Below are 20,318 nucleotides of genomic sequence, written 5' to 3'. Positions count from 1 at the left end.
TTGCACCAATCAACTCAACACAACATGAAATACAAAAGAATTCTTCTAAAACTAAGTGGGGAAGCCTTAATGGGCGACTTGCAATACGGAATTGACCCAAAAAGATTAGCTGAATATGCCGATGAAATCAACCAAATCCATGAAAAAGGAGTAGAAATAGCCATTGTGATAGGTGGCGGAAATATTTTTAGAGGAGTTGCCGGAGCAAGTGCAGGAATGGACAGAGTTCAAGGTGATTATATGGGAATGTTAGCGACGGTCATCAATGGTATGGCTTTACAAGGAGCGCTTGAAGACAAAGGAATGAAAACCCGTTTACAAACAGCCTTGAAAATGGAATCCATTGCTGAACCTTATATTAAAAGAAGAGCCGTTCGTCATCTTGAAAAAGGAAGAATCGTAATTTTTGGTGCAGGAACAGGAAATCCATATTTTACTACAGATACTGCTGCCGTTTTGCGTGGTGTGGAAATAGATGCTGATGTGATACTAAAAGGAACTCGAGTTGATGGTGTATATGACTGTGATCCTGAGAAAAATGCCTCTGCTGTGAAATTTGATTTTATTTCATTTGATGACGTTCTAAAAAAAGGATTAAACGTAATGGATACTACCGCATTCACTTTGAGTCAGGAAAACAAACTGCCAATAGTAGTTTTTGACATGAATAAAGTAGGGAATTTATTGAAAATCTGTGAAGGAGAAAATATAGGAACCGTAGTAAATATATAAAAACAAGAAAGCAGTTTTCAGCTAGAATTAAAACTGAAACTGAATACCGAACACTGAATACTAAGAAATTATGACCGAAGAAATTGAATTTATATTAGATAGTACTAAAGAATCAATGACTGGCACTATTGCCCATTTAGAAAAAGAATTCTTGAACATTCGTGCAGGAAAAGCATCACCGGCAATGCTAGGAAGTGTTTTTGTTGATTATTATGGTTCAGCAACCCCGCTTTCACAAGTTTCGAAAATTAGTGTTCCGGATGCCCGAACTATTACATTGCAACCTTTTGAAAAAAACATGTTGCATCATATTGAGAAAGCAATTATGGTAGCGAACATTGGTTTTAATCCAATGAACAATGGTGATTTAATAATCATAAGCGTTCCGCCATTAACCGAAGAAAGAAGACGTGATCTTGCAAAACAGGCAAAAGTAGAAGCCGAAGATGCAAAAGTAGGTATAAGAAATTCTCGTAAAGATGCCAATACCGATATTAAAAAATTGGAAAAAGAAGGAACATCCGAAGATATCTGTAAAGATGCCGAAGAAGAAGTTCAAAGTCTAACTAATACTTTCATTAGGAAAATAGATGAACTTTTAGTTTCGAAAGAAGCTGAAATCATGAAGGTTTAAGCTTGTAATAAATCCATAAAAAAATCCGTCTCATTTAATAATGGGACGGATTTTCATTTGTAACAAAATATTGTTTTAAATTAGTGCTTTAAAATCAAAACTGACGGAACTTCACTTAACCAATCACTTCTCGAATCGACTAAGGCTTTCCAGCTTTCGAGACTAATTAGCATTAAATTCTGCTTGTCTAAAAATTCCTTTTTGACATTTTCTTCTTTTATTAAACCTATATTATTAGGGTATTTTTGTTTTAATGAATTTATAGCACTTTCCATCACAAAATTGGTATTGACAATTCCATTTACATCCAAAATCATGATTTTTGAATCGTTATTATAAATTAATTTTTGCACGTAATCAATCAAGAATGAATCTTCAGGACTAAAAATGGGAATAAAAACTTGGTTTACATTTTGCAAATCTTTGTCAATCAAAATCCCCAAAGGCATTTTAGTTTTGGCAATAATCTGCCTTGTTCTTTCATCAAATGGGGAATTTTCAAAAAGTCCTTCTTTTCCGGTAAATTTATCAATTAAACGATCCGGATTGATAATCCTTGTGGTAAAACCAATTACTTTTCCAAGTATAGTTCCTTCAAAAATTGATTTTCCAAGACCTATTAACAACAAGTCATAATCTCCTTGATTAGCAACATCTGCAATCTCAGTTTCAATGTCCATGGTAGCTTTAAAAATAGTGGTAATGTCTTGATTCAGCAGTTGTGATTCTTCAACAATAGGGTAAAAACTATTTTTTTCTTTGTCTTCCATATTGAATTGGTGCATTTCATCACTTAATGACAAATGCATAACTGTAATACTGGAGGATTCTTTTTGTTTTTTTATAAAACTATTTGCCAATCGCAAGAGTGACTTTCCTTTTTCATTATTTCCAAAAGAAATTAATATTCGATATTTATTGTGCTGGGATGCTTCCAAGGCATCACTGCTATCCTTAGTTTTGAAAATATAATTGATCAAATCTAAAGCCGGACCGGTCATAAAAGTCGTCACCAAGGCCATAATAACCATCATCGTAAAAACTTCTGGAGTCAAAACTTTAAGTTCTAATCCTATGTTCAATACAATTAATTCCATTAATCCTCTAGTGTTCATCAAGGCACCAATAGTGAAGCTATCTCGCCAGTTCTGCCCTACGAATTTAGCCGCCAAAGCGCTTCCAAGAAATTTACCAACAACAGCTACCAAAATAATAAACCCGGTAACTTTCCATAAATATGGATCGTTGATTAGTCCAATTTCTGTTTTTAAACCCGTGAAAACAAAAAACAAAGGCAATAAAAGTATGACGGAAACATCCTCTACTTTTTCGATGAATATGGTTCTGAATTTAGGAACATCGGGCATAATCGCACCTGCCATAAAAGCTCCAAATAAGGCATGAATTCCTATAACTTCAGTTGCGTAAGACGAAAGTATAAGCACCAGAAAAAAGATTGCCACGACTGGTTTTATGATACTGTCTTTAGAACCATATAAATCACCAATTCTTTTCAAAAAAGGCTTCACAATAAACAGCATGGCAACAACATAGATCACCGCTAGCATAATAATATATAAGGAGCTGACAAAAGTTCCCGCTTTTACAATCGCAATTACCACCGCAAGGATACACCAAGCCGTAATATCATCGGCGGCGGCACAAGTAATTACTATGGCTCCAAGTCTGGTTTTATGGATTCCTCTTTCTTGGACTATTCTTGCCAAAACCGGAAAAGCAGTTATACTCATGGCGATTCCCATAAACAAACTGAAAGAAAGAAATTTAACACCCTCAGGAGCAAATCTATTGTAAACAAAATACGCTAAACCAATACCCAGTGCAAAAGGAATTACAATACTGGCATGACTTATCACTACAGCTTCGTTCGCCTTATTCTTTAACACTTTCAAATCAAGTTCCATACCTATGACGAACATAAAAAGTATCAAACCTATTTGGCTCAAAAATTTCAAGTTTCCTAAAGATTCTACTGGAAATAAAGCAGCTGAAAATTCAGGAAAATAAATTCCCAATAAGGAGGGTCCAAGAACAATTCCTGCAATAATTTCACCTATAACCGACGGTTGTCCAATTTTTTTAAAAACCCATCCAAAAAAACGAGCTACAAGTATTATCGTTATAATCTGGGCTAGAAGTATCGCCAATGGATCATGCAAACTTTGCTCCATCGAAGCTAAAAAATCATTCCAGGAACCATTTTCAATTCTGGATACTGCAATTTTTTTGCCTACTTCTAAGTGCTTTCCTTTTCTTATAATCCAATACATTAAAGCAGTGAATCCACCGGTTACACCAAAATAAAATAATGTATTTTTATACTTTTTCATAAATGTCTGCAGATATACTTTCTCTTCATAATAAAACAAAGATCAGAAAATCAAATGTATAATTTATATCGCACAAAATTATGATATTGTAAAATAAAAAACACTGTGTTTTCCTAATAGCATCTCCAATACATAGGTAGTTATCTTTATGGTTTAATCTGTTTTGATTACATTTGTATCCACTTTAATACATTTATGAAAAAGAAATTAAAAGTTGGTTTTTGGGAAATGATTGCCCGAATTGTACTTACAAACAGAATAGTCATACTTGGAGTTATTCTTGCAATAACCGTTTTTCTGGCACTTCAATGGAAAAACCTAGGGATGACGTACACTGAAGCCAATTTACTTCCAAAAAAACACATCGTAAATCAACAATATGAAGATTTCTTAAGCAAATTTGGAGAAGAAGGCAATCTTATTGTAATTGGTTTCAAAGACAACGCCTTTTTTACTCCAAAAGCTTTTGCTGCCTGGAATGAATTAATGACCGGCTTAAAGAATTCAAAAGAAGTGGAACTGGTGGTTTCTTTGAATGATTTAAAAAAATTACAAAAAAATGAAACCAAAGAAAAATTTGAATTAGTTCCACTTATTGACCAAAAACAGACTGTAGATCCATCTTATTTACAGAAAATAAAAAACGAACTTTTCAATAACCTACCTTTTTACGAAGGTCTGTTGTTCAATAAACAATCCGGAAGTATTCGTTCAGCGGTTTATTTAAATAAAAAAATCGTTAATACTGCCGGCCGAAAAACATTTATTCTTGAGAATCTTGTTCCAAAAATTGAAAAATTCGAGAAAACGACCGGTATAGATCTTCGCGTTTCGGGTATGCCTTACATTAGAACCATAAATGCCGAGAATATGAAAGGCGAAATAGGACTATTTATTGGTGCAGCTTTGTTCATCACTTCCTTGATTTTCTTCCTTTTCTTCCGTTCGTTTCGCGCTACATTTATTTCGATTTGTATTTTACTTTTTGGAGTAATGTGGTCTTTTGGAACACTCGGATTATTCCATTACAAAATCACTATTCTTACTGCAATTATTCCGCCTTTGATTATTGTCATTGGGATAACCAACTGTATTTTCCTTATCAATAAATACCAGCAGGAGATAAAAATTCACCACAATCAGGCCAAAGCTTTGCAACGTGTGATTTCTAAAATTGGGGTTTCTACATTGATGACCAATTTAACAACGGCAGCAGGTTTCGCAACATTTATGATTACCGGAAACGATTTACTTTTCGAATTTGGATTAGTAACCTCAATCAACGTTATTTCCGTTTATCTGCTTACTCTTGTGGTTGTGCCTATTTTTTACAGTTTTATGCCGTTGCCAAAGGAAAAACATTTATACCATTTAAATAAAAATTACATTTCAACTTTATTGGATAGGGTTGAAAATATCGTGAAATACAAACGAAAAACAATTTATATCATTTATGCTTTGTTACTGGTATTTAGCGTAATTGGGGTTTCACAGATGAAAGTTTCAGGAAGTTTGATTGGCGAAATGCCTAAAACTGCTTCTTTCTTTAAAGATATTATTTTCTTCGAAAAAGAATTCAATGGAGTCATGCCTTTGGAAATTATGATTAACACCAAACATAAAAAAGGCGTTATGAAATTGTCCACAATGAAAAAAATGGATGAATTGCAAAAGACGATTTCAGGAATTCCAGAATTGTCGAAACCTATTTCGATTGTGAATTTGGTTAAATACTCCAAACAAGCGTATTACAACGGAAATCCTGAATATTACGAATTACCGACTTCGCAAGAGCAAACATTCATTCTTTCGTACGCCAAAAATGCCACTAAAAATACTAAAGAAAATTTGATGAAAAGCTATGTGGATTCTACGGGACAATACGCCAGAATCACCACTTTCATGAAAGACATTGGCACCAAAGAAATGGCAGTTGTCGAAAAGAAATTGCATCAAAAAATTGACAAAATATTCCCAAAAGACCGTTATGAAGTAACACTTACCGGAAAAGCACTAGTTTTCCAGAAAGGGACATCTTACCTGATAAATAACCTTATCGAATCGCTTATTTTTGCCATTTTGCTAATTGCTGGATTAATGTTTTATTTATTTAGATCCGGAAAAATGGTACTCGCATCCGTAATTACCAATATTTTACCGCTTTGTATTACGTCTGGATTGATGGGTTATTTCGGGATTCCGTTGAAGCCCTCTACGATTTTAGTGTTCAGCATCGCTTTTGGTATTTCGGTGGATAATGCCATTCAGTTTATGGCAAAATACCGTTTGGATTTAATTCAAAACAACGGAAAAGTAAAAAAATCAGTTTTTAGCGCATTGAGAGAAACCGGTATCAGTACTTTTTACACTTCTGTGGTTTTGATTTTAGGATTTGCAACTTTCACGCTTTCGAGCTTCAGTGGAACGATTGCATTGGGCGGATTAATTTCTTGCACCTTGTTATTTGCTATGTTTGCTAATCTACTGGTTTTACCTGCATTGGTGTTGACTTTTGAAAAGAAAAAAGCCAAAAAAGAAGATCTTATTGAGACAGACGTTGACGCTTAATTTTTAATTGTCGTTATGAGAAACGAAGCAATCTCGAGCTATTTTCTCTCTTGTTCTAAAGACGAAATTGCAATCTTTACAAATACAAAATCCAGCTTTTCAAATGCTGGATTTTTTTTATTACGAAAGAATTTTCATTACAAACGAAGTTCAATGCGCTACTCAGCTAGTTCAAGTTTTCCTTTTATTCCAAACAAAACAGTAAGAACAAAGAATCCATCGCTAATCATGTCGCATTTAAATCTTCTGATAAAAATTTATGGCTATGCTGACCACACCATTATAGAAATTGACATCAATTAAGCGGGATGCTTTCTCTACCTGAGGAAATTACTGTTTTTTACTAACCTTCTTCAAAGCAACTTCTAAACTTTTATAATCTGATAGAACTTTAGCAATTGTACCTTCTTTATTAATAATAAAATGCGTCGGAAATGCATTGAGTTGTAAGGTCAAATTCATGTAGGTTTTCATATCAGGAACAACCGAATAAGAAAGCGGTTTTTTTTCTAAAAATAACATTAATTGTTCCGGTGTATCTTCTGCTAAACTTATAAAAATCACGTCTTTTCTATCTTTATATTTTTTAACTAAATTATTGACTTCGGGAAATTCTTTAATGCAAGCTGTGCAATGTATATACCAACATTTTATGACAACAATTTTTCCTTTAAGGTTTTCATTTGTAATTAAATTACCGTTTAAATCTTTAAATGAAAATTTTGGAAATGGCTTCCCTTCTTTCTTAAGGTTTTGCTTCTCGTTGAACGCAGCTTCAGAAATTGTAGCTTTTATACTTGTGTCTGAAGTTGGCTCAATCTTAAAAAGTTTGTAATAAAAAACATTCTTGTCTGATTTTAAACGAATTGGAATATAATTTCCATCACTTAACGCTTGCAGGAAAGCCTCTTTAGTAATTTCTTTTGAATTAGAATCCAATGGTACAAAATCGATAGATAGCATGATGTTGTTATATTGGTACGTCCACCAATCCATAAACTTTTTTTGAATCTCAACAGGATTTACCTCTGGCTTTCCTAATTTGGTTTGACCCGAACAGGATATAAATAGTACAAAAAAAGCGAGGATATAAATTATTTTTTTCATTAGAAATAGATAAGCAACTAATTTAGGTGATTTTTATTAAAAATAGCAACTAGCATTTGTATATTCTCAGAAATTGATTGCTTTGTGGCCCTATAAATTGAAAGACAACGCATCTCATTATTTGGTCTTTCAATTACAAATGTTATGGAATTTTCAGTAATCTACACCGAAAAAACCCAATTGTTTCTATGTACTTAGCCCCGATAGCAGCGGTATCCTTTTACTTTTTGCTGCAAAAAGTAAAAGATATAGCGAATAGCGGGAAATAGCTCCTGATTACATCATTTCTCACTATGACAATTACAAACAAATCATTTATATTTGCATTTCGGTTACAAGACAATTTTTAATATCAACTCTATACATAAAATGAGACATACAAAAGTTAAAGACTTACTAAACAGTACCACGACGCTTCATGAAGTAAATGCAAAAGGATGGGTGAGAACTTTTAGAAACAATCAATTTATTGCCTTAAACGATGGTTCGACCATTGATAATATACAATGTGTTGTCGATTTTGAGAACACGCCAGACGAAACCTTGAAGAGAATTACGACTGGTGCAGCGATATCCGTTACCGGAACGTTGGTAGAAAGTAAAGGTGCTGGACAGAAATTTGAAATTCAGGTTGCTAAACTGGAAATCCTTGGAGATTCGGATGCGGAGAAATTCCCGATACAACCAAAGAACAAACCAAGTCTTGATTTCTTGCGTGAAAATGCGCATTTAAGAGTTCGTACCAATATGTTTGGTGCAATTATGAGAGTCCGCTCGGTATTATCGTATGCAGTTCACAGCTATTTTCAGGAAAAAGGTTTTGTGTATGTCAATACGCCAATCATCACGGGATCTGATGCTGAAGGTGCCGGTGAAATGTTTAAAGTTACTGCTTTGCCATTTGACGGAACGCCAAGAACCGAAGACGGAAAAGTGAATTATAAAGAAGATTTCTTCGGGAAAGAGACGAACCTTACCGTTTCGGGACAACTAGAAGGAGAAACTTTTGCAATGGCTTTGGGACAGATTTATACTTTTGGACCAACATTTAGAGCCGAAAACTCAAATACGTCGCGTCACCTTGCGGAATTCTGGATGATTGAGCCGGAAGTTGCTTTCAATGATTTGAATGACAATATGGATTTGGCTGAAGACTTTATTCAGTACGTGATTAAATACACCTTGGACAAATGTCCTGAGGATTTGAAATTCTTAGAAACACGTTTATTAGACGAAGAAAAATCTAAACCGGTTGCTGAAAGAAGCGAAATGGCTTTACTTGACAAATTAAACTTTGTTTTGGAAAATAATTTCAAACGTGTTTCGTACACCGAAGCAATTGACATTTTGAGAGAATGTACACCAAATAAAAAGAAAAAATTCAACTATATCATTAACGAATGGGGTGCTGATTTACAAAGTGAGCACGAACGTTACTTGGTAGAAAAACACTTTAAATGTCCGGTAATCTTGTTTGATTACCCGGCAAATATCAAAGCATTTTACATGCGTTTGAACGAAGACGGAAAAACAGTTCGCGCGATGGATATCTTGTTCCCTGGAATTGGAGAAATCGTAGGAGGTTCACAAAGAGAGGAACGTTTTGATGTTTTGGTCGAAAAAATGAAAGCCTTAGGAATTGATGAAGAAGAATTGTGGTGGTATTTAGACACACGAAGATTTGGTTCAGCAGTTCACTCTGGTTTTGGACTTGGATTCGAAAGATTGGTTCTTTTTGTGACTGGAATGACAAACATACGTGACGTAATTCCTTTTCCTAGAACGCCAATGAATGCAGAATTTTAAAAATTTGTTTCAGGTTTAAAGTTTAAAGTTGTTGAACGTTCTGCAACCTTAAACTTTAAACCTTAAACTTTTAAACAATAAAAATGCTAAAGCAATTCTTAAATTTAAAATTATCCCAGAAATTATCTCCACAGCAAATACAGTTGATGAAGTTAATTCAATTGCCTACGCAAGCTTTTGAACAACGTTTATTAGAAGAAATGAACGAAAATCCAGCCTTGGAAACTGGAAAGGAAGAGGATGAATACGAGAAAGACGAGTTCGAAAACGAAGATTACGATGATTATGATGATGCCGAATCAGAGCGAATTGATGCCGAAGACATAAACATAGACGAATATTTAAGTAACGACGAAACTCCCGATTACAAAACACAAGCGAACAATTACAGTGACGACGACGATGATCGCGAAACACCTTTTGCAGCTCCTGTAAGTTTTCACCAAGATTTAATCAATCAGTTGAACACCTTTATATTGAATGACGAAGAGCGTGAAATTGCCGAATTCCTAGTGGGAAGTATTGATGACATGGGTTATATCCGTCGCAGTGTTCCTGATATGGTAGACGATATGGCCTTTACTCAAGGTATTTATACTGATGAGAAAATGGTGGAAAAGATGTTACAAGTTATTCATGAACTAGAACCATCAGGTGTGGGAGCGCGGGATTTGCAGGAATGTTTATTATTGCAATTAAAGCATAAAACTCCAACAGAATACGTGGAACTAGCCACTGATATTATCGAAAATCAGTTTGACGCTTTTACTAAAAAACATTACGACAAACTAATCCAAAAATATAATGTTTCGAATGAGCAACTTAAAAAAGCCATTCATGAAATCGAAAAACTAAATCCGAAACCGGGTGGTGCTTTTACAGGAAACAATAAAATTACCGAAAATGTAGTTCCTGATTTTGCCATCAGAATTGTGGACGGCGAACTGGAATTGACTTTAAACGGAAGAAATGCTCCTTCCTTGCACGTGTCTAAAGATTACCAGGAAATGATGCAAACCTACAAGGATTCCAGAGATAAATCAGCGCAGCAAAAAGACGCGGTACAATTTATCAAACAAAAACTGGACTCGGCCAAATGGTTTATCGATGCCATACGTCAACGTCAAGAAACGCTTTTTGTAACCATGAATGCGATTATGCATTATCAGGAAGAATATTTCCTTGATGGAGATGAAACCAAATTGAAACCCATGATTCTAAAAGACATTGCTGATATGGTGGGTCTTGACATTTCGACGGTTTCTCGTGTGGCGAATAGTAAATACGTGGAAACGCCCTATGGCACAAAACTGATAAAAGAATTCTTCTCGGAATCCATGAAAAACGATCAGGGAGAAGATGTCTCCACATTGGAAATCAAAAAAATTCTTCAGAATACTATTGAAGAGGAAGACAAGAAAAAGCCACTTCCGGACGATCAACTGGCTGAAATCCTAAAAGAAAAAGGCTATCCAATCGCAAGAAGAACCATTGCAAAATACAGAGAACAACTGGATATTCCTGTTGCGAGAATGAGAAAGAAAATGTAGCATTGTTGATTTTAGATTGCTGATTAACGATTTGAGATTTAGTGTTGATAAATAAAACTTTATGGATTATGGATTATGGATTATATATTTATTGTGCAGTTTTTGTCTAAAGCAATCCAAAAAATAATGTTTCTATAAAATGAAGAACCCTTTCAGAATTTTGAATTCTGAAAGGGTTTTATCTTTTAAATACTTTTATATTTCAATCCAGTTCCGGTTCCCTCTCCTTTGGAGAGGGTTAGGGAGAGGATTACTTCTCCTGATCTTTTTTCATTGCGTGGTAATATGCCGCACGACTCAAAGGTTCGTATTCTTCGGTTTCGCCTAACATGACCAGTTTATCATTATCGGTTTTACGGAAACTGTAATTAGCCAGATTTCCGGTGCGGGTGCATACGGCGTGAACTTTGGTCACATATTCAGCAGTTGCCATTAATGCTGGCATCGGACCAAAAGGATTGCCTTTGAAATCCATATCCAATCCGGCAACAATTACACGAATCCCTTGATTAGCAAGATCGTTACAAATTTTCACGATTTCGTCATCAAAAAACTGTGCTTCATCAATCCCTACCACATCACAGCCTTGCGCTAAAATCGCTATGTTGGCTGCGGCTGGAACTGGCGTAGACCTAATTTCATTGGCATCATGGGATACTACCATTTCGTTATGGTAGCGCGTATCTATAGCTGGTTTAAAAATCTCCACTTTTTGTTTGGCAAATTGCGCTCTTTTCAAGCGACGAATGAGTTCCTCGGTTTTACCCGAAAACATGGATCCGCAAATGACTTCGATCCAACCAAATTGTTCTTTATGATTTACTGTATTTTCGAGAAACATTTTGTATTTTTCTACCTTTAAAAATGAATAGTTTTTATTACTTTGTAACGGTAACAAATTTATTAAAAAAGACCTGCCCTACTCACTATAATCTCAAAAGTTATGAAAAAAAAATTGGAAGCCGATTTAATCAGCATTGCGCACAGAATATTACAGCTAAAAAATAAATCTGACATCAATCAATTATATTTGGAAACGCAGAAATTATATGAAAAACTTTCTGTCTTACGATTTGTAGAGGAGCATTTTGGCGATGTAAAACCTACTATTGGTACTCTTGAAATGGAGAAAAAAATAGAACAAGCTTTTGATCAACAGGAAACGGCACGACCTGATACGCAGGTAGTAATCGACGAAGTAGCGGAAGAGGTTATTATTGAAACACCTGTAGAACAAGCTTCAGAAATTACTGGAATATTACAACCTACAACTAACATAGTTGTTGACGAAATAATTTCTGAAGAAAAAGAGGACGAAAAAGAGGAAGAAGAGGAAGAAGAAGAAGTTATTGAAACGCCTTTAAATGATTTTGAAGAAATTCAAGAAATGGTTACTGATGGAGAAATCCATCCGGAAGAAAAAACAGAACCTCAAATTCCACCATTCCTTCCATCTTTCGAATTAGAAGAAGAAATTAAAGAAAATGAAGCCAAAATCGAAGCCCCAAAGAAAAATGAAGCAATTCAAATTTCTTTCGAAGATTTATTAGGTGGAAATTATCACGACACTCAATTTGTAAAAGTACAACAAATTGAAAATATCCCAACTGCGGTAGTAATTGAAACCCCTACAGAGGTTGAGTCGGAGGAGAAAAAACCGGAAAATATACTTGAAGAAAAACCTGAAAATGCTGAACCAAAAATTGTTTCTTTAAACGAGAAGTTAGCGAAAGGAATCAATATAGATTTGAATGATCGTATTGCCTTTACAAAACACCTTTTTGGTAATAGCAGCGAGGATTACAACCGTGTTTTAAATCAATTAATTACGTTTGATACATTCTATGAAACCCGAGATTTTATTCAGGATATGGTAAAACCAGATTACAACAACTGGAAAGGAAAAGAAGATTATGAAGAACGTTTTATGGATATTATAGAGAAAAAATTCCTTTAAAAAATCAACTTTACAACAATTAGCAATCCTTTTTGTTACTTTTTGAAATACACTTTTAGTTTTAAATTCGAGTTTAAATTTTATGTCAAAATTATATATAGTTCCTACGCCAATTGGCAATCTCGAAGATATGACGTTTCGAGCCATTCGAATTCTTAAAGAAGTCGATTTGATTCTCGCCGAAGACACTCGAACGAGTGGTAAATTACTAAAGCATTTCGACATTTGCACACACATGTATAGCCATCATATGCACAACGAACACAAAACGGTAGAGAATTTAATCTCCCGATTGAAGGCCGGAGAAAACATCGCCCTGATTTCGGATGCGGGAACTCCTGCAATATCTGACCCCGGCTTTTTATTGACTAGAGCTTGTGTCGAAAATGGCGTGGAAGTAGAATGTTTGCCAGGAGCCACGGCATTTGTTCCGGCATTAGTCAACAGCGGTTTACCCAATGATAAATTTGTTTTCGAAGGATTCTTGCCTGATAAAAAAGGGAAACAAACTCGTTTTTTAGCTTTAGCCGAAGAAACGCGAACTATGATTTTATATGTTTCTCCCCATAAATTATTGAAAACCTTAGTCGAATTTATCACTTATTTCGGTGAAGACAGACCCATTTGCGTGTGTAGAGAATTATCAAAACTATATGAAGAAAATGTTCGAGGAACAGTAAGAGAAGTTTTGACTCATTTCGAAAAAATAGCACCAAGAGGAGAAATCGTGGTAGTTGTAGGCGGAAAAACAATAATCAAAGAGCCGAAAAAGAATAAATTTTCGGAAGAAGAGTAAAAAATGAGCAAACCAAACATTGTAATCATCGGTGCCGGACTAACTGGTTTAGCAACTGCTTATTTTTTGCAAAAAAAAGGGATTGAATTCGTAGTATTAGAAGCGAATGACAGCATTGGTGGACGAATAGAAACAATCATCGGCTCACATGGCGCAACCATGGAAATGGGCGCCACGTGGTTTGGAAGACAACATCCACACTTAATCCAATTGCTCGATGAATTAAAATTGGAGTATTTCAAACAGTACACGCAAGGCATTTCTTTGTTCGAAACCATGTCTTTTGTGCCTCCGCAAAAATTTGAAATTCCAGATTCTGAAGAACCCTCTTATCGTATTGTTGGTGGAACAAAGATATTAATTGAAAAATTAGTTTCGCAAGTGGGTTTACAGAACATCAAGACTCAAACTAAAGTGATTTCGATAAAAGAAATAGGCAATCAATTAGAACTAACTGATTCTATTGGCAACTGTTTTTTAGCATCTAAAGTAATATCCACATTGCCCCCGAATCTATTGGTACAAACCATCCAATTTGAGCCTAATTTACCTGAATCATTTATACAATTAGGAAAAGAAACACATACTTGGATGGGAGAATCTATAAAATTTGCTGTCGAATATGCTAACCCATTTTGGAGAGAAAATGGTTTTTCTGGAACTTTATTTAGTCAAGTCGGCATCATTAATGAAATGTACGACCACTCCACTTACGATACTACTGGTTTTGCGTTAAAAGGCTTTCTGAATGGTGGTACTAATATACTTTCTAAAGAAGATCGGAAAGCAAAAGTTATCGCTCAACTAATAAAAGGCTTTGGTCCCGCGGCTGCAGATTATGTAGGATACCACGAGAAAGTTTGGCGGGATGATCCGTTAGTCTTCTATCCTTACGAAACTCTTGTGATGGGACATCAAAACAATGGTCATGCCCTCTATAAAAACGCATTATTAAACGAAAAACTATATATTTCAGGTTCAGAAACGGCTTCTGAAAATCCAGGTTATATGGATGGAGCAATTGTTGCTGCTAAAACTATAGTTTCAAAATTTCAATAAAATAAAAATTTTTTTTATGAATATTACATCCTTTTTAGAAAAATTAAATAAAACTCCTGAAGCGATTACATTTGCAGAAACCATTGCGGTAATCGAAGCAAATTTTGATTTTACCGAAACGGCTTTCGAAAATGGATTGCAGCATAATGCAGCTGGCGAAAACTCTGGTTCTTGTAAATTGTTCGCTTTCGCAGAAATCCAAAACTTATCAGAAGCTGCCACTTTAGCTTGCTTTGGAGCTTATTATTATGATGATGTATTGAAAAATCCAAATGGAACTGATCATCAAAACATTCGTAATTTTATGAAAACCGGTTACGATGGAATTGCATTTTATGGAGATGCTTTGGTTTTGAAAGTCTAAAAATTGTTATTCAAAACAAACAATTATTTCAAAAATCGTTACGTACAGATAACAAAAAAATATAAAATCGTTATGTGTAGATAACAATTTTTTAATACATTTGTTATCTAAAACAGCCAAAATGGAAAATCTATTATTAGAATTTCAACAAAAAATAAGCCGAACATCATTAGAATTTCAGCGGTATTTGATTGACGAAATCGACTGGAACAACCAATTAATTGCCGTAAAAGGAGCGAGAGGTTCCGGCAAAACTACCATGTTGTTGCAGTACATCAAAAAATATTTGAATTTAAAAACCAGTTTGTTTGTTAGTCTTGACCATTTGTTTTTTATTGAAAATACATTAATTAGTTTGGCTAAGGATTTTTCTAAAATTGGAGGAACCCATTTGTTGTTAGACGAGGTTCATAAATATCCGAATTGGTCGAGAGAATTAAAATTGATCTATGATGATCTTCCCGAATTAAAAGTGATATTCACCTCCTCTTCGATGTTGGAAATATACAAATCTGAATCTGATTTGAGCAGACGAGCCGTGACTTATGATTTGAAAGAAATGTCTTTTAGAGAATTTATTGTTTTCGAAACCGGACTCGATTTAAAATCGCACACCTTAGAAGATTTATTAGAAAATCATACTGAAATTGCCAATTCGCTTTTGCAGCAAATAAAACCGATTCCGTTATTTTTGAAATATCTTGAGTTTGGAGCGTATCCTTATTATAAGGAGAACATCAAATTGTATCACCAGAAATTAATAAACACTATTAATTTAATAATTGAAGTGGATATAAATGCGGTAGATCACATCAGTTACGATTTGATTATTAAACTCAAAAAACTATTATTTGCCATTGCAACGAGCGCTCCTTTTACGCCGAACATCACGAAATTGAGCGAAAGAATCGGAGCTTCGAGAGCGGTATTGATTCAAGCCATAAAACAATTGGAAAGAGCGGGATTAGTAAACGAATTGTACCGTCCGACTAAAGGAATTGGCGTATTGACAAAACCTGAAAAACTATTTCTGAACAACACCAATTTGATGTACGCTTTGGCAAAAGGAAATACTAATGTGGGTAATTTGAGAGAAACTTTTTTTGTAAATCAATTCAAAAATCTAGCAGTAATTCACTTGGCAGATCAGGGTGATTTTTTAATTGATGAAAAATATACTTTTGAAATTGGAGGAAAAAACAAAACACAAGTACAAATTCATAACGTCAAAAATAGTTATATTGCTAAAGACAATATTGAAATTGGAATTGGGAATATTATTCCAGTTTGGCTTTTTGGCTTTTTGTATTAATTTCATATAAACAGCAAGACAAACGCTTTAAATTTTAGACTTTAAAAAAAATTAAACCATTAAGAAATTAAGAAAATTAAGGGGTAATGAATCTTAATTTCTTAATGGTTATACAAAAAACCCGCTTTATAGCAATCTCAAATTCGAAAAAATATGCGCTGGACCATCAAACCAAAACCTTCCGAAGAAAAAATCAATCATTTGGCGAAAGCCTTGAATGTAGAAGATTTTGTGGCGACCTTATTAGTGCAACGCGGTATTGAAACATTCGAAGAAGCTAAAGCCTTTTTTCGCCCCTCTTTAGACCACTTGCACGATCCTTATCTGATGAAAGATATGGACAAAGCAGTTGAACGAATAGAAAAAGCCATTTCAAAACAGGAGAATATTCTCGTTTTTGGCGATTATGATGTCGATGGAACGACGGCAGTTTCTCTCGTTTCTTCGTATTTTAGAACGTATTATCCCAATGTGGCGACTTATATTCCAGATCGTTATGACGAAGGTTACGGCATTTCTTTTAAAGGAATTGATTTTGCCGATGACAATGAATTTTCATTGATAATTGCTTTAGATTGCGGTATAAAATCCATCGATCATGTGGATTACGCCAAAGAGAGAAACATCGATTTTATCATTTGTGACCACCATAGACCTGGCGAATTCTTACCCGATGCCATTGCGGTTCTCGATCCAAAACGAGACGATTGTACTTATCCATATGATGAATTATGCGGTTGCGGAATTGGTTTTAAATTGATTCAGGCTTTAGCCAAAAATAGAAACCAAACCATTGAGGATTTAATTCCTTATTTGGATTTAGTTGCTGCTGCCATTGCTGCCGATATTGTTCCGATGACTGGTGAAAATCGCGTTCTCGCCTATTTTGGTTTGCAAGTCATCAACTCTGAACCCAGACCCGGAATCAAGGCTTTGATTCACCAAATAAAAAAACAAACTTTAGACATTACCGATGTCGTTTTTATTATAGCTCCAAGAATAAATGCTGCTGGACGCATCAAACACGGCAATCACGCAGTAGAATTATTAACCGAATTCGATTTTGAACAAGCCCAACAATTTGCCTCCGAAATCGAGTCTTATAATTCGGAGCGAAAAGATTTAGACAAATTAATTACCAAAGAAGCGCTGCTGCAAATCCATGACAATGAGGAAAAAGAACGATTTACCTCCGTAGTTTTTCAAGAGGATTGGCACAAAGGCGTGATTGGAATTGTAGCTTCAAGACTTATAGAAACTTATTATCGTCCAACACTGGTTTTTACCAAAAGTGGCGATAAATATGCAGCATCCGCAAGGTCTGTTAAAGGTTTTGATGTGTACAATGCATTGGAAGCGTGTTCGGAACATTTGGAGCAATTTGGAGGACACATGTATGCAGCTGGAATGACTTTGAAGGAAGAAAATTATTTACTATTCAAAGAGGCTTTTGAAAAAGAAGTGGAAAAAACCATACATCCCGATATGCTAATTCCAGAAATTGCAGTCGATGCCGAAATTAATTTTGCTGATATTACTCCAAAATTAACTCGGATTCTCAAACAGTTTGAGCCTTTTGGACCTCAAAATATGACTCCGGTTTTTTTGACAAAAAATGTAAAAGATACGGGATACGGAAAACCAATGGGACAAGAAGAGGAACATTTAAAACTATTTTTAAAACAACCCCAAAGCTTCGACATCGGAGGCATGGCAACAATTGGCTTTGGTTTAGGAAACAAATTCGATTTGACTACCAATCAAAAAACATTCGATGCCGTATATTGCATTGATGAAAACGAATGGAACGGAAAAATTAGTTTACAATTAAGATTAAGAGATATAAAATAATAGATTACCCATTAGATGAAGAAGAAAAACGACCCTTATGCAGCCTTGCGTTATAAAGAATTCAATATCTTTTTAATATTACGTTTCGCTATGGTTTTTGCTTGGTCCATGCAATTTATTATTATTGAATGGCAAGTATATAGCTTAACCAAAGATCCGCTTTCACTAGGAATTATTGGTTTAATGGAGATAATTCCGGCGATTGCAATGGCTTTGTTTGCAGGACATATTGTCGATCAAAAAGAAAAAAAAGGATTACTTCTCAAATGTATTTTGGGGTTTTCGGTGATCAGTTTTGGGTTGTTTTTACTGACATGGCCAACATTCATAAGTGATTTTTCTACCAAAATGGTTTTATATGGTATTTACTTTTTAGTGTTTTTAGGAGGAATCGTAAGATCGTTCCTAGGACCAACCATATTTTCACTTTTGTCATTAATTGTTCCTAAAAATTTATATCCTAATGCCGCTACATGGAGTAGTACCGTTTGGCAAATTGGTTCCGTTCTAGGACCCGCGGTGGCTGGTTTTTCTATCACTTGGATTGGGGTTCACTGGTCGATGTGTTCTGTATTTGCGTGTTCTATTTTTGCTTTACTTGCTTTATCCCAAATACCTACTAAACCTATTTTGAATCCTAAAATTGGAGAACCCATTATGGACAGTTTGAAAGAAGGGGTGAAATTTGTTTTCCAAAATAAAACCATCTTAAGTGCTTTATCGCTCGACATGATAGCCGTTCTTTTTGGTGGTGCTGTGTCTCTTTTACCCATATTTGCACAGGATATTTTAAAAGTGGGACCCGAAGGATTTGGCGTTTTAAGAGCTGCTCCAGCTGTTGGATCTTTTTTGATATTGATTGTTTCAGCTTATATTCCCTTCAATAAAAATGCGGGAATAAAGCTTTTATCAGCGATTTTTGCCTTTGGAATTTGTATTATCGTCTTTGGAGTTTCGACCATCTTTTGGTTATCTGTTGCCGCATTATTTTTAAGTGGGGTTGTCGATGGCGTTTCAGTGGTGATACGCCAAACTATTTTACAATTGAAAACTCCCGATCATATGCGAGGCAGGGTTTCGGCAGTGAATTCTATATTTGTGGGTTCTTCAAATGAGTTGGGTGCTTTTGAAAGCGGATTGACCGCAAAATTAATGGGAACGGTAACGTCAGTGGTTTTTGGGGGAACAATGACACTTATAACCGTACTTATTACTGGAGCAATATCGCCAACATTTAGAAAACTGGATTTGCAAAAAGACATTGACGAACACGAAAATCACAAGGAATAAATCTATTTTGCATTACACCACTCGACTCTGGATTAAAATAAATGTGATTTACAGCGGGGCGTTGCGCAAGGGATTGCAGTGGAAATCCTTTGTGGGTCCGTTTTTTAACGAGACCCACAAAGATTGTAGCGTAAAGCCCGACCCGCCTTTTTCGGCGGGATGCGCCCAAATGATTTGGACTTTACAAATATTTCTTGATTTCGAAATTTTCTCCATCAAAAACACCGTACGTAAAATAACTGATCCAATCGCCCAGATTAACATATTCTGAGTTTTCACCTACCGTTATTTTCATAGGCAGATGGCGGTGACCAAAAATGAGATAATTATAATGCTTGGTTTCTAATTTTCTTTTCGAATAAAGGATAAGCCATTCATTCTCTTCGCCAAGAAAATTTACATCTTCATCACCCGAAATCAATTTGTTTTTCACCGAAAGATATTGAGCCAGACCTACTCCAATATCCGGATGAAGCCATCTAAAAAGCCATTTTGAAAACGGATTTGTAAATACTTTCTTCATTCGTTTGTATCCCATATCGCCTGGACCTTTTCCATCGCCATGCCCTATGAGAAATGTTTTGTCTCCAAAAGTATATTCCTGGTTATCGTGATAAACAGGAATATTTAATTCTTTCTGGAAATAATCCTCCATCCATAAATCGTGATTTCCTACGAAGAAATAAATAGGAATACCGCTATCTCGGATTTCGGCCAGTTTGCCTAAAACCCGAACAAATCCTTTTGGCACAACTGTTTTGTATTCGAACCAAAAATCAAACAAATCGCCTAATAAAAATATCGCTTCCGCATCTACTTTTACCTCATCAAGCCAGGCCACAAATTTTTTCTCTCTGGGAAAACTTAATTCAGGAGTTGGCGCACCAAAATGCTGATCAGAGGCGAAATATATCTTTTTGTTATTTGGTAATTGCATGAAT

17 protein-coding genes are annotated in these 20,318 nt (G+C 35.1%); 13 read left to right on the top strand and 4 right to left on the bottom strand.

Annotated elements, in window-relative coordinates; all coding sequences use genetic code 11:
- Positions 1-24 precede the first annotated feature (24 nt).
- Together pyrH and frr are read left to right on the top strand one after the other, a co-directional pair.
- Complete coding sequence (gene pyrH, locus H4V97_RS11125) at positions 25-732, top strand: UMP kinase (protein WP_196851201.1); 708 nt, start codon at positions 25-27, stop codon at positions 730-732.
- Positions 733-802: 70 nt separating this feature from the next.
- Positions 803-1,366 (top strand): ribosome recycling factor, encoded by a 564-nt coding sequence (frr, locus tag H4V97_RS11120; RefSeq protein ID WP_196851202.1) that lies wholly within the window; start codon positions 803-805, stop codon positions 1,364-1,366.
- An 80-nt stretch (positions 1,367-1,446) separates the two neighbouring features.
- Here the strand turns inward: frr and H4V97_RS11115 are convergent, their stop codons facing one another.
- On the bottom strand, positions 1,447-3,717 hold the full coding sequence (locus H4V97_RS11115; RefSeq protein ID WP_209549741.1) for a cation:proton antiporter: 2,271 nt from the start codon (positions 3,715-3,717) through the stop codon (positions 1,447-1,449).
- Between the two features lie 195 nt (positions 3,718-3,912).
- On the opposite strand from H4V97_RS11115, the gene H4V97_RS11110 reads away from it, so the two are divergent.
- A complete protein-coding gene (locus H4V97_RS11110; RefSeq protein ID WP_209549740.1) occupies positions 3,913-6,285 on the top strand; it encodes an efflux RND transporter permease subunit in 2,373 nt (790 codons plus the stop codon).
- A gap of 15 nt (positions 6,286-6,300) precedes the next feature.
- Positions 6,301-6,588, top strand: coding sequence for a hypothetical protein (locus tag H4V97_RS11105; RefSeq protein WP_209549739.1), 288 nt, complete (start codon positions 6,301-6,303; stop codon positions 6,586-6,588).
- 27 nt (positions 6,589-6,615) lie between these two features.
- Here H4V97_RS11105 and H4V97_RS11100 read toward each other — a convergent pair whose 3' ends face one another.
- Entirely contained in the window at positions 6,616-7,392 is a 777-nt protein-coding gene (locus H4V97_RS11100) for a TlpA family protein disulfide reductase (protein WP_209549738.1), read from the bottom strand.
- 369 nt (positions 7,393-7,761) lie between these two features.
- Here H4V97_RS11100 and asnS point away from each other — a divergent pair, with 369 nt between their 5' ends.
- Positions 7,762-9,198, top strand: coding sequence for an asparagine--tRNA ligase (gene asnS / locus H4V97_RS11095; RefSeq protein WP_131908195.1), 1,437 nt, complete (start codon positions 7,762-7,764; stop codon positions 9,196-9,198).
- 83 nt (positions 9,199-9,281) lie between these two features.
- Complete coding sequence (rpoN, locus tag H4V97_RS11090; RefSeq protein WP_209549737.1) at positions 9,282-10,748, top strand: RNA polymerase factor sigma-54; 1,467 nt, start codon at positions 9,282-9,284, stop codon at positions 10,746-10,748.
- 250 nt (positions 10,749-10,998) lie between these two features.
- On the opposite strand, the gene H4V97_RS11085 is transcribed toward rpoN, so the two are convergent.
- Positions 10,999-11,589: a thymidine kinase gene (locus H4V97_RS11085; RefSeq protein ID WP_209549736.1), complete on the bottom strand. Its 591-nt coding sequence runs from the start codon at positions 11,587-11,589 to the stop codon at positions 10,999-11,001.
- Positions 11,590-11,691: 102 nt separating this feature from the next.
- On the opposite strand from H4V97_RS11085, the gene H4V97_RS11080 reads away from it, so the two are divergent.
- From H4V97_RS11080 to H4V97_RS11050, 7 genes are all read left to right on the top strand, one after another.
- The gene (locus H4V97_RS11080) at positions 11,692-12,705 is read left to right on the top strand and encodes a hypothetical protein (RefSeq protein WP_209549735.1); all 1,014 of its coding nucleotides are present in this window, start codon (positions 11,692-11,694) and stop codon (positions 12,703-12,705) included.
- 82 nt (positions 12,706-12,787) lie between these two features.
- Entirely contained in the window at positions 12,788-13,501 is a 714-nt protein-coding gene (gene rsmI / locus H4V97_RS11075) for a 16S rRNA (cytidine(1402)-2'-O)-methyltransferase (protein WP_209549734.1), read from the top strand.
- 3 nt (positions 13,502-13,504) lie between these two features.
- Positions 13,505-14,560: a flavin monoamine oxidase family protein gene (locus H4V97_RS11070; RefSeq protein WP_209549733.1), complete on the top strand. Its 1,056-nt coding sequence runs from the start codon at positions 13,505-13,507 to the stop codon at positions 14,558-14,560.
- A gap of 16 nt (positions 14,561-14,576) precedes the next feature.
- Positions 14,577-14,924 carry a HopJ type III effector protein gene (locus H4V97_RS11065; protein WP_209549732.1) on the top strand — a complete coding sequence of 116 codons (348 nt, stop codon included), beginning with the start codon at positions 14,577-14,579 and terminating at the stop codon, positions 14,922-14,924.
- A gap of 121 nt (positions 14,925-15,045) precedes the next feature.
- On the top strand, positions 15,046-16,236 hold the full coding sequence (locus H4V97_RS11060; RefSeq protein ID WP_209549731.1) for an ATP-binding protein: 1,191 nt from the start codon (positions 15,046-15,048) through the stop codon (positions 16,234-16,236).
- Between the two features lie 153 nt (positions 16,237-16,389).
- Positions 16,390-18,087, top strand: a complete 1,698-nt coding sequence (gene recJ / locus H4V97_RS11055) for a single-stranded-DNA-specific exonuclease RecJ (protein WP_209549730.1) — start codon at positions 16,390-16,392, stop codon at positions 18,085-18,087.
- 15 nt (positions 18,088-18,102) lie between these two features.
- Positions 18,103-19,377, top strand: a complete 1,275-nt coding sequence (locus H4V97_RS11050) for an MFS transporter (protein WP_209549729.1) — start codon at positions 18,103-18,105, stop codon at positions 19,375-19,377.
- Between the two features lie 181 nt (positions 19,378-19,558).
- Here the strand turns inward: H4V97_RS11050 and H4V97_RS11045 are convergent, their stop codons facing one another.
- Positions 19,559-20,314 carry a UDP-2,3-diacylglucosamine diphosphatase gene (locus H4V97_RS11045; protein WP_209549728.1) on the bottom strand — a complete coding sequence of 252 codons (756 nt, stop codon included), beginning with the start codon at positions 20,312-20,314 and terminating at the stop codon, positions 19,559-19,561.
- Positions 20,315-20,318: the final 4 nt, after the last annotated feature.

Source organism: Flavobacterium sp. CG_23.5, assembly GCF_017875765.1.
Classification (GTDB): domain Bacteria; phylum Bacteroidota; class Bacteroidia; order Flavobacteriales; family Flavobacteriaceae; genus Flavobacterium.
The sequence above is the reverse complement of the archived record's forward strand: the minus strand, read 5'-3'. Positions and strand labels throughout refer to the sequence as shown.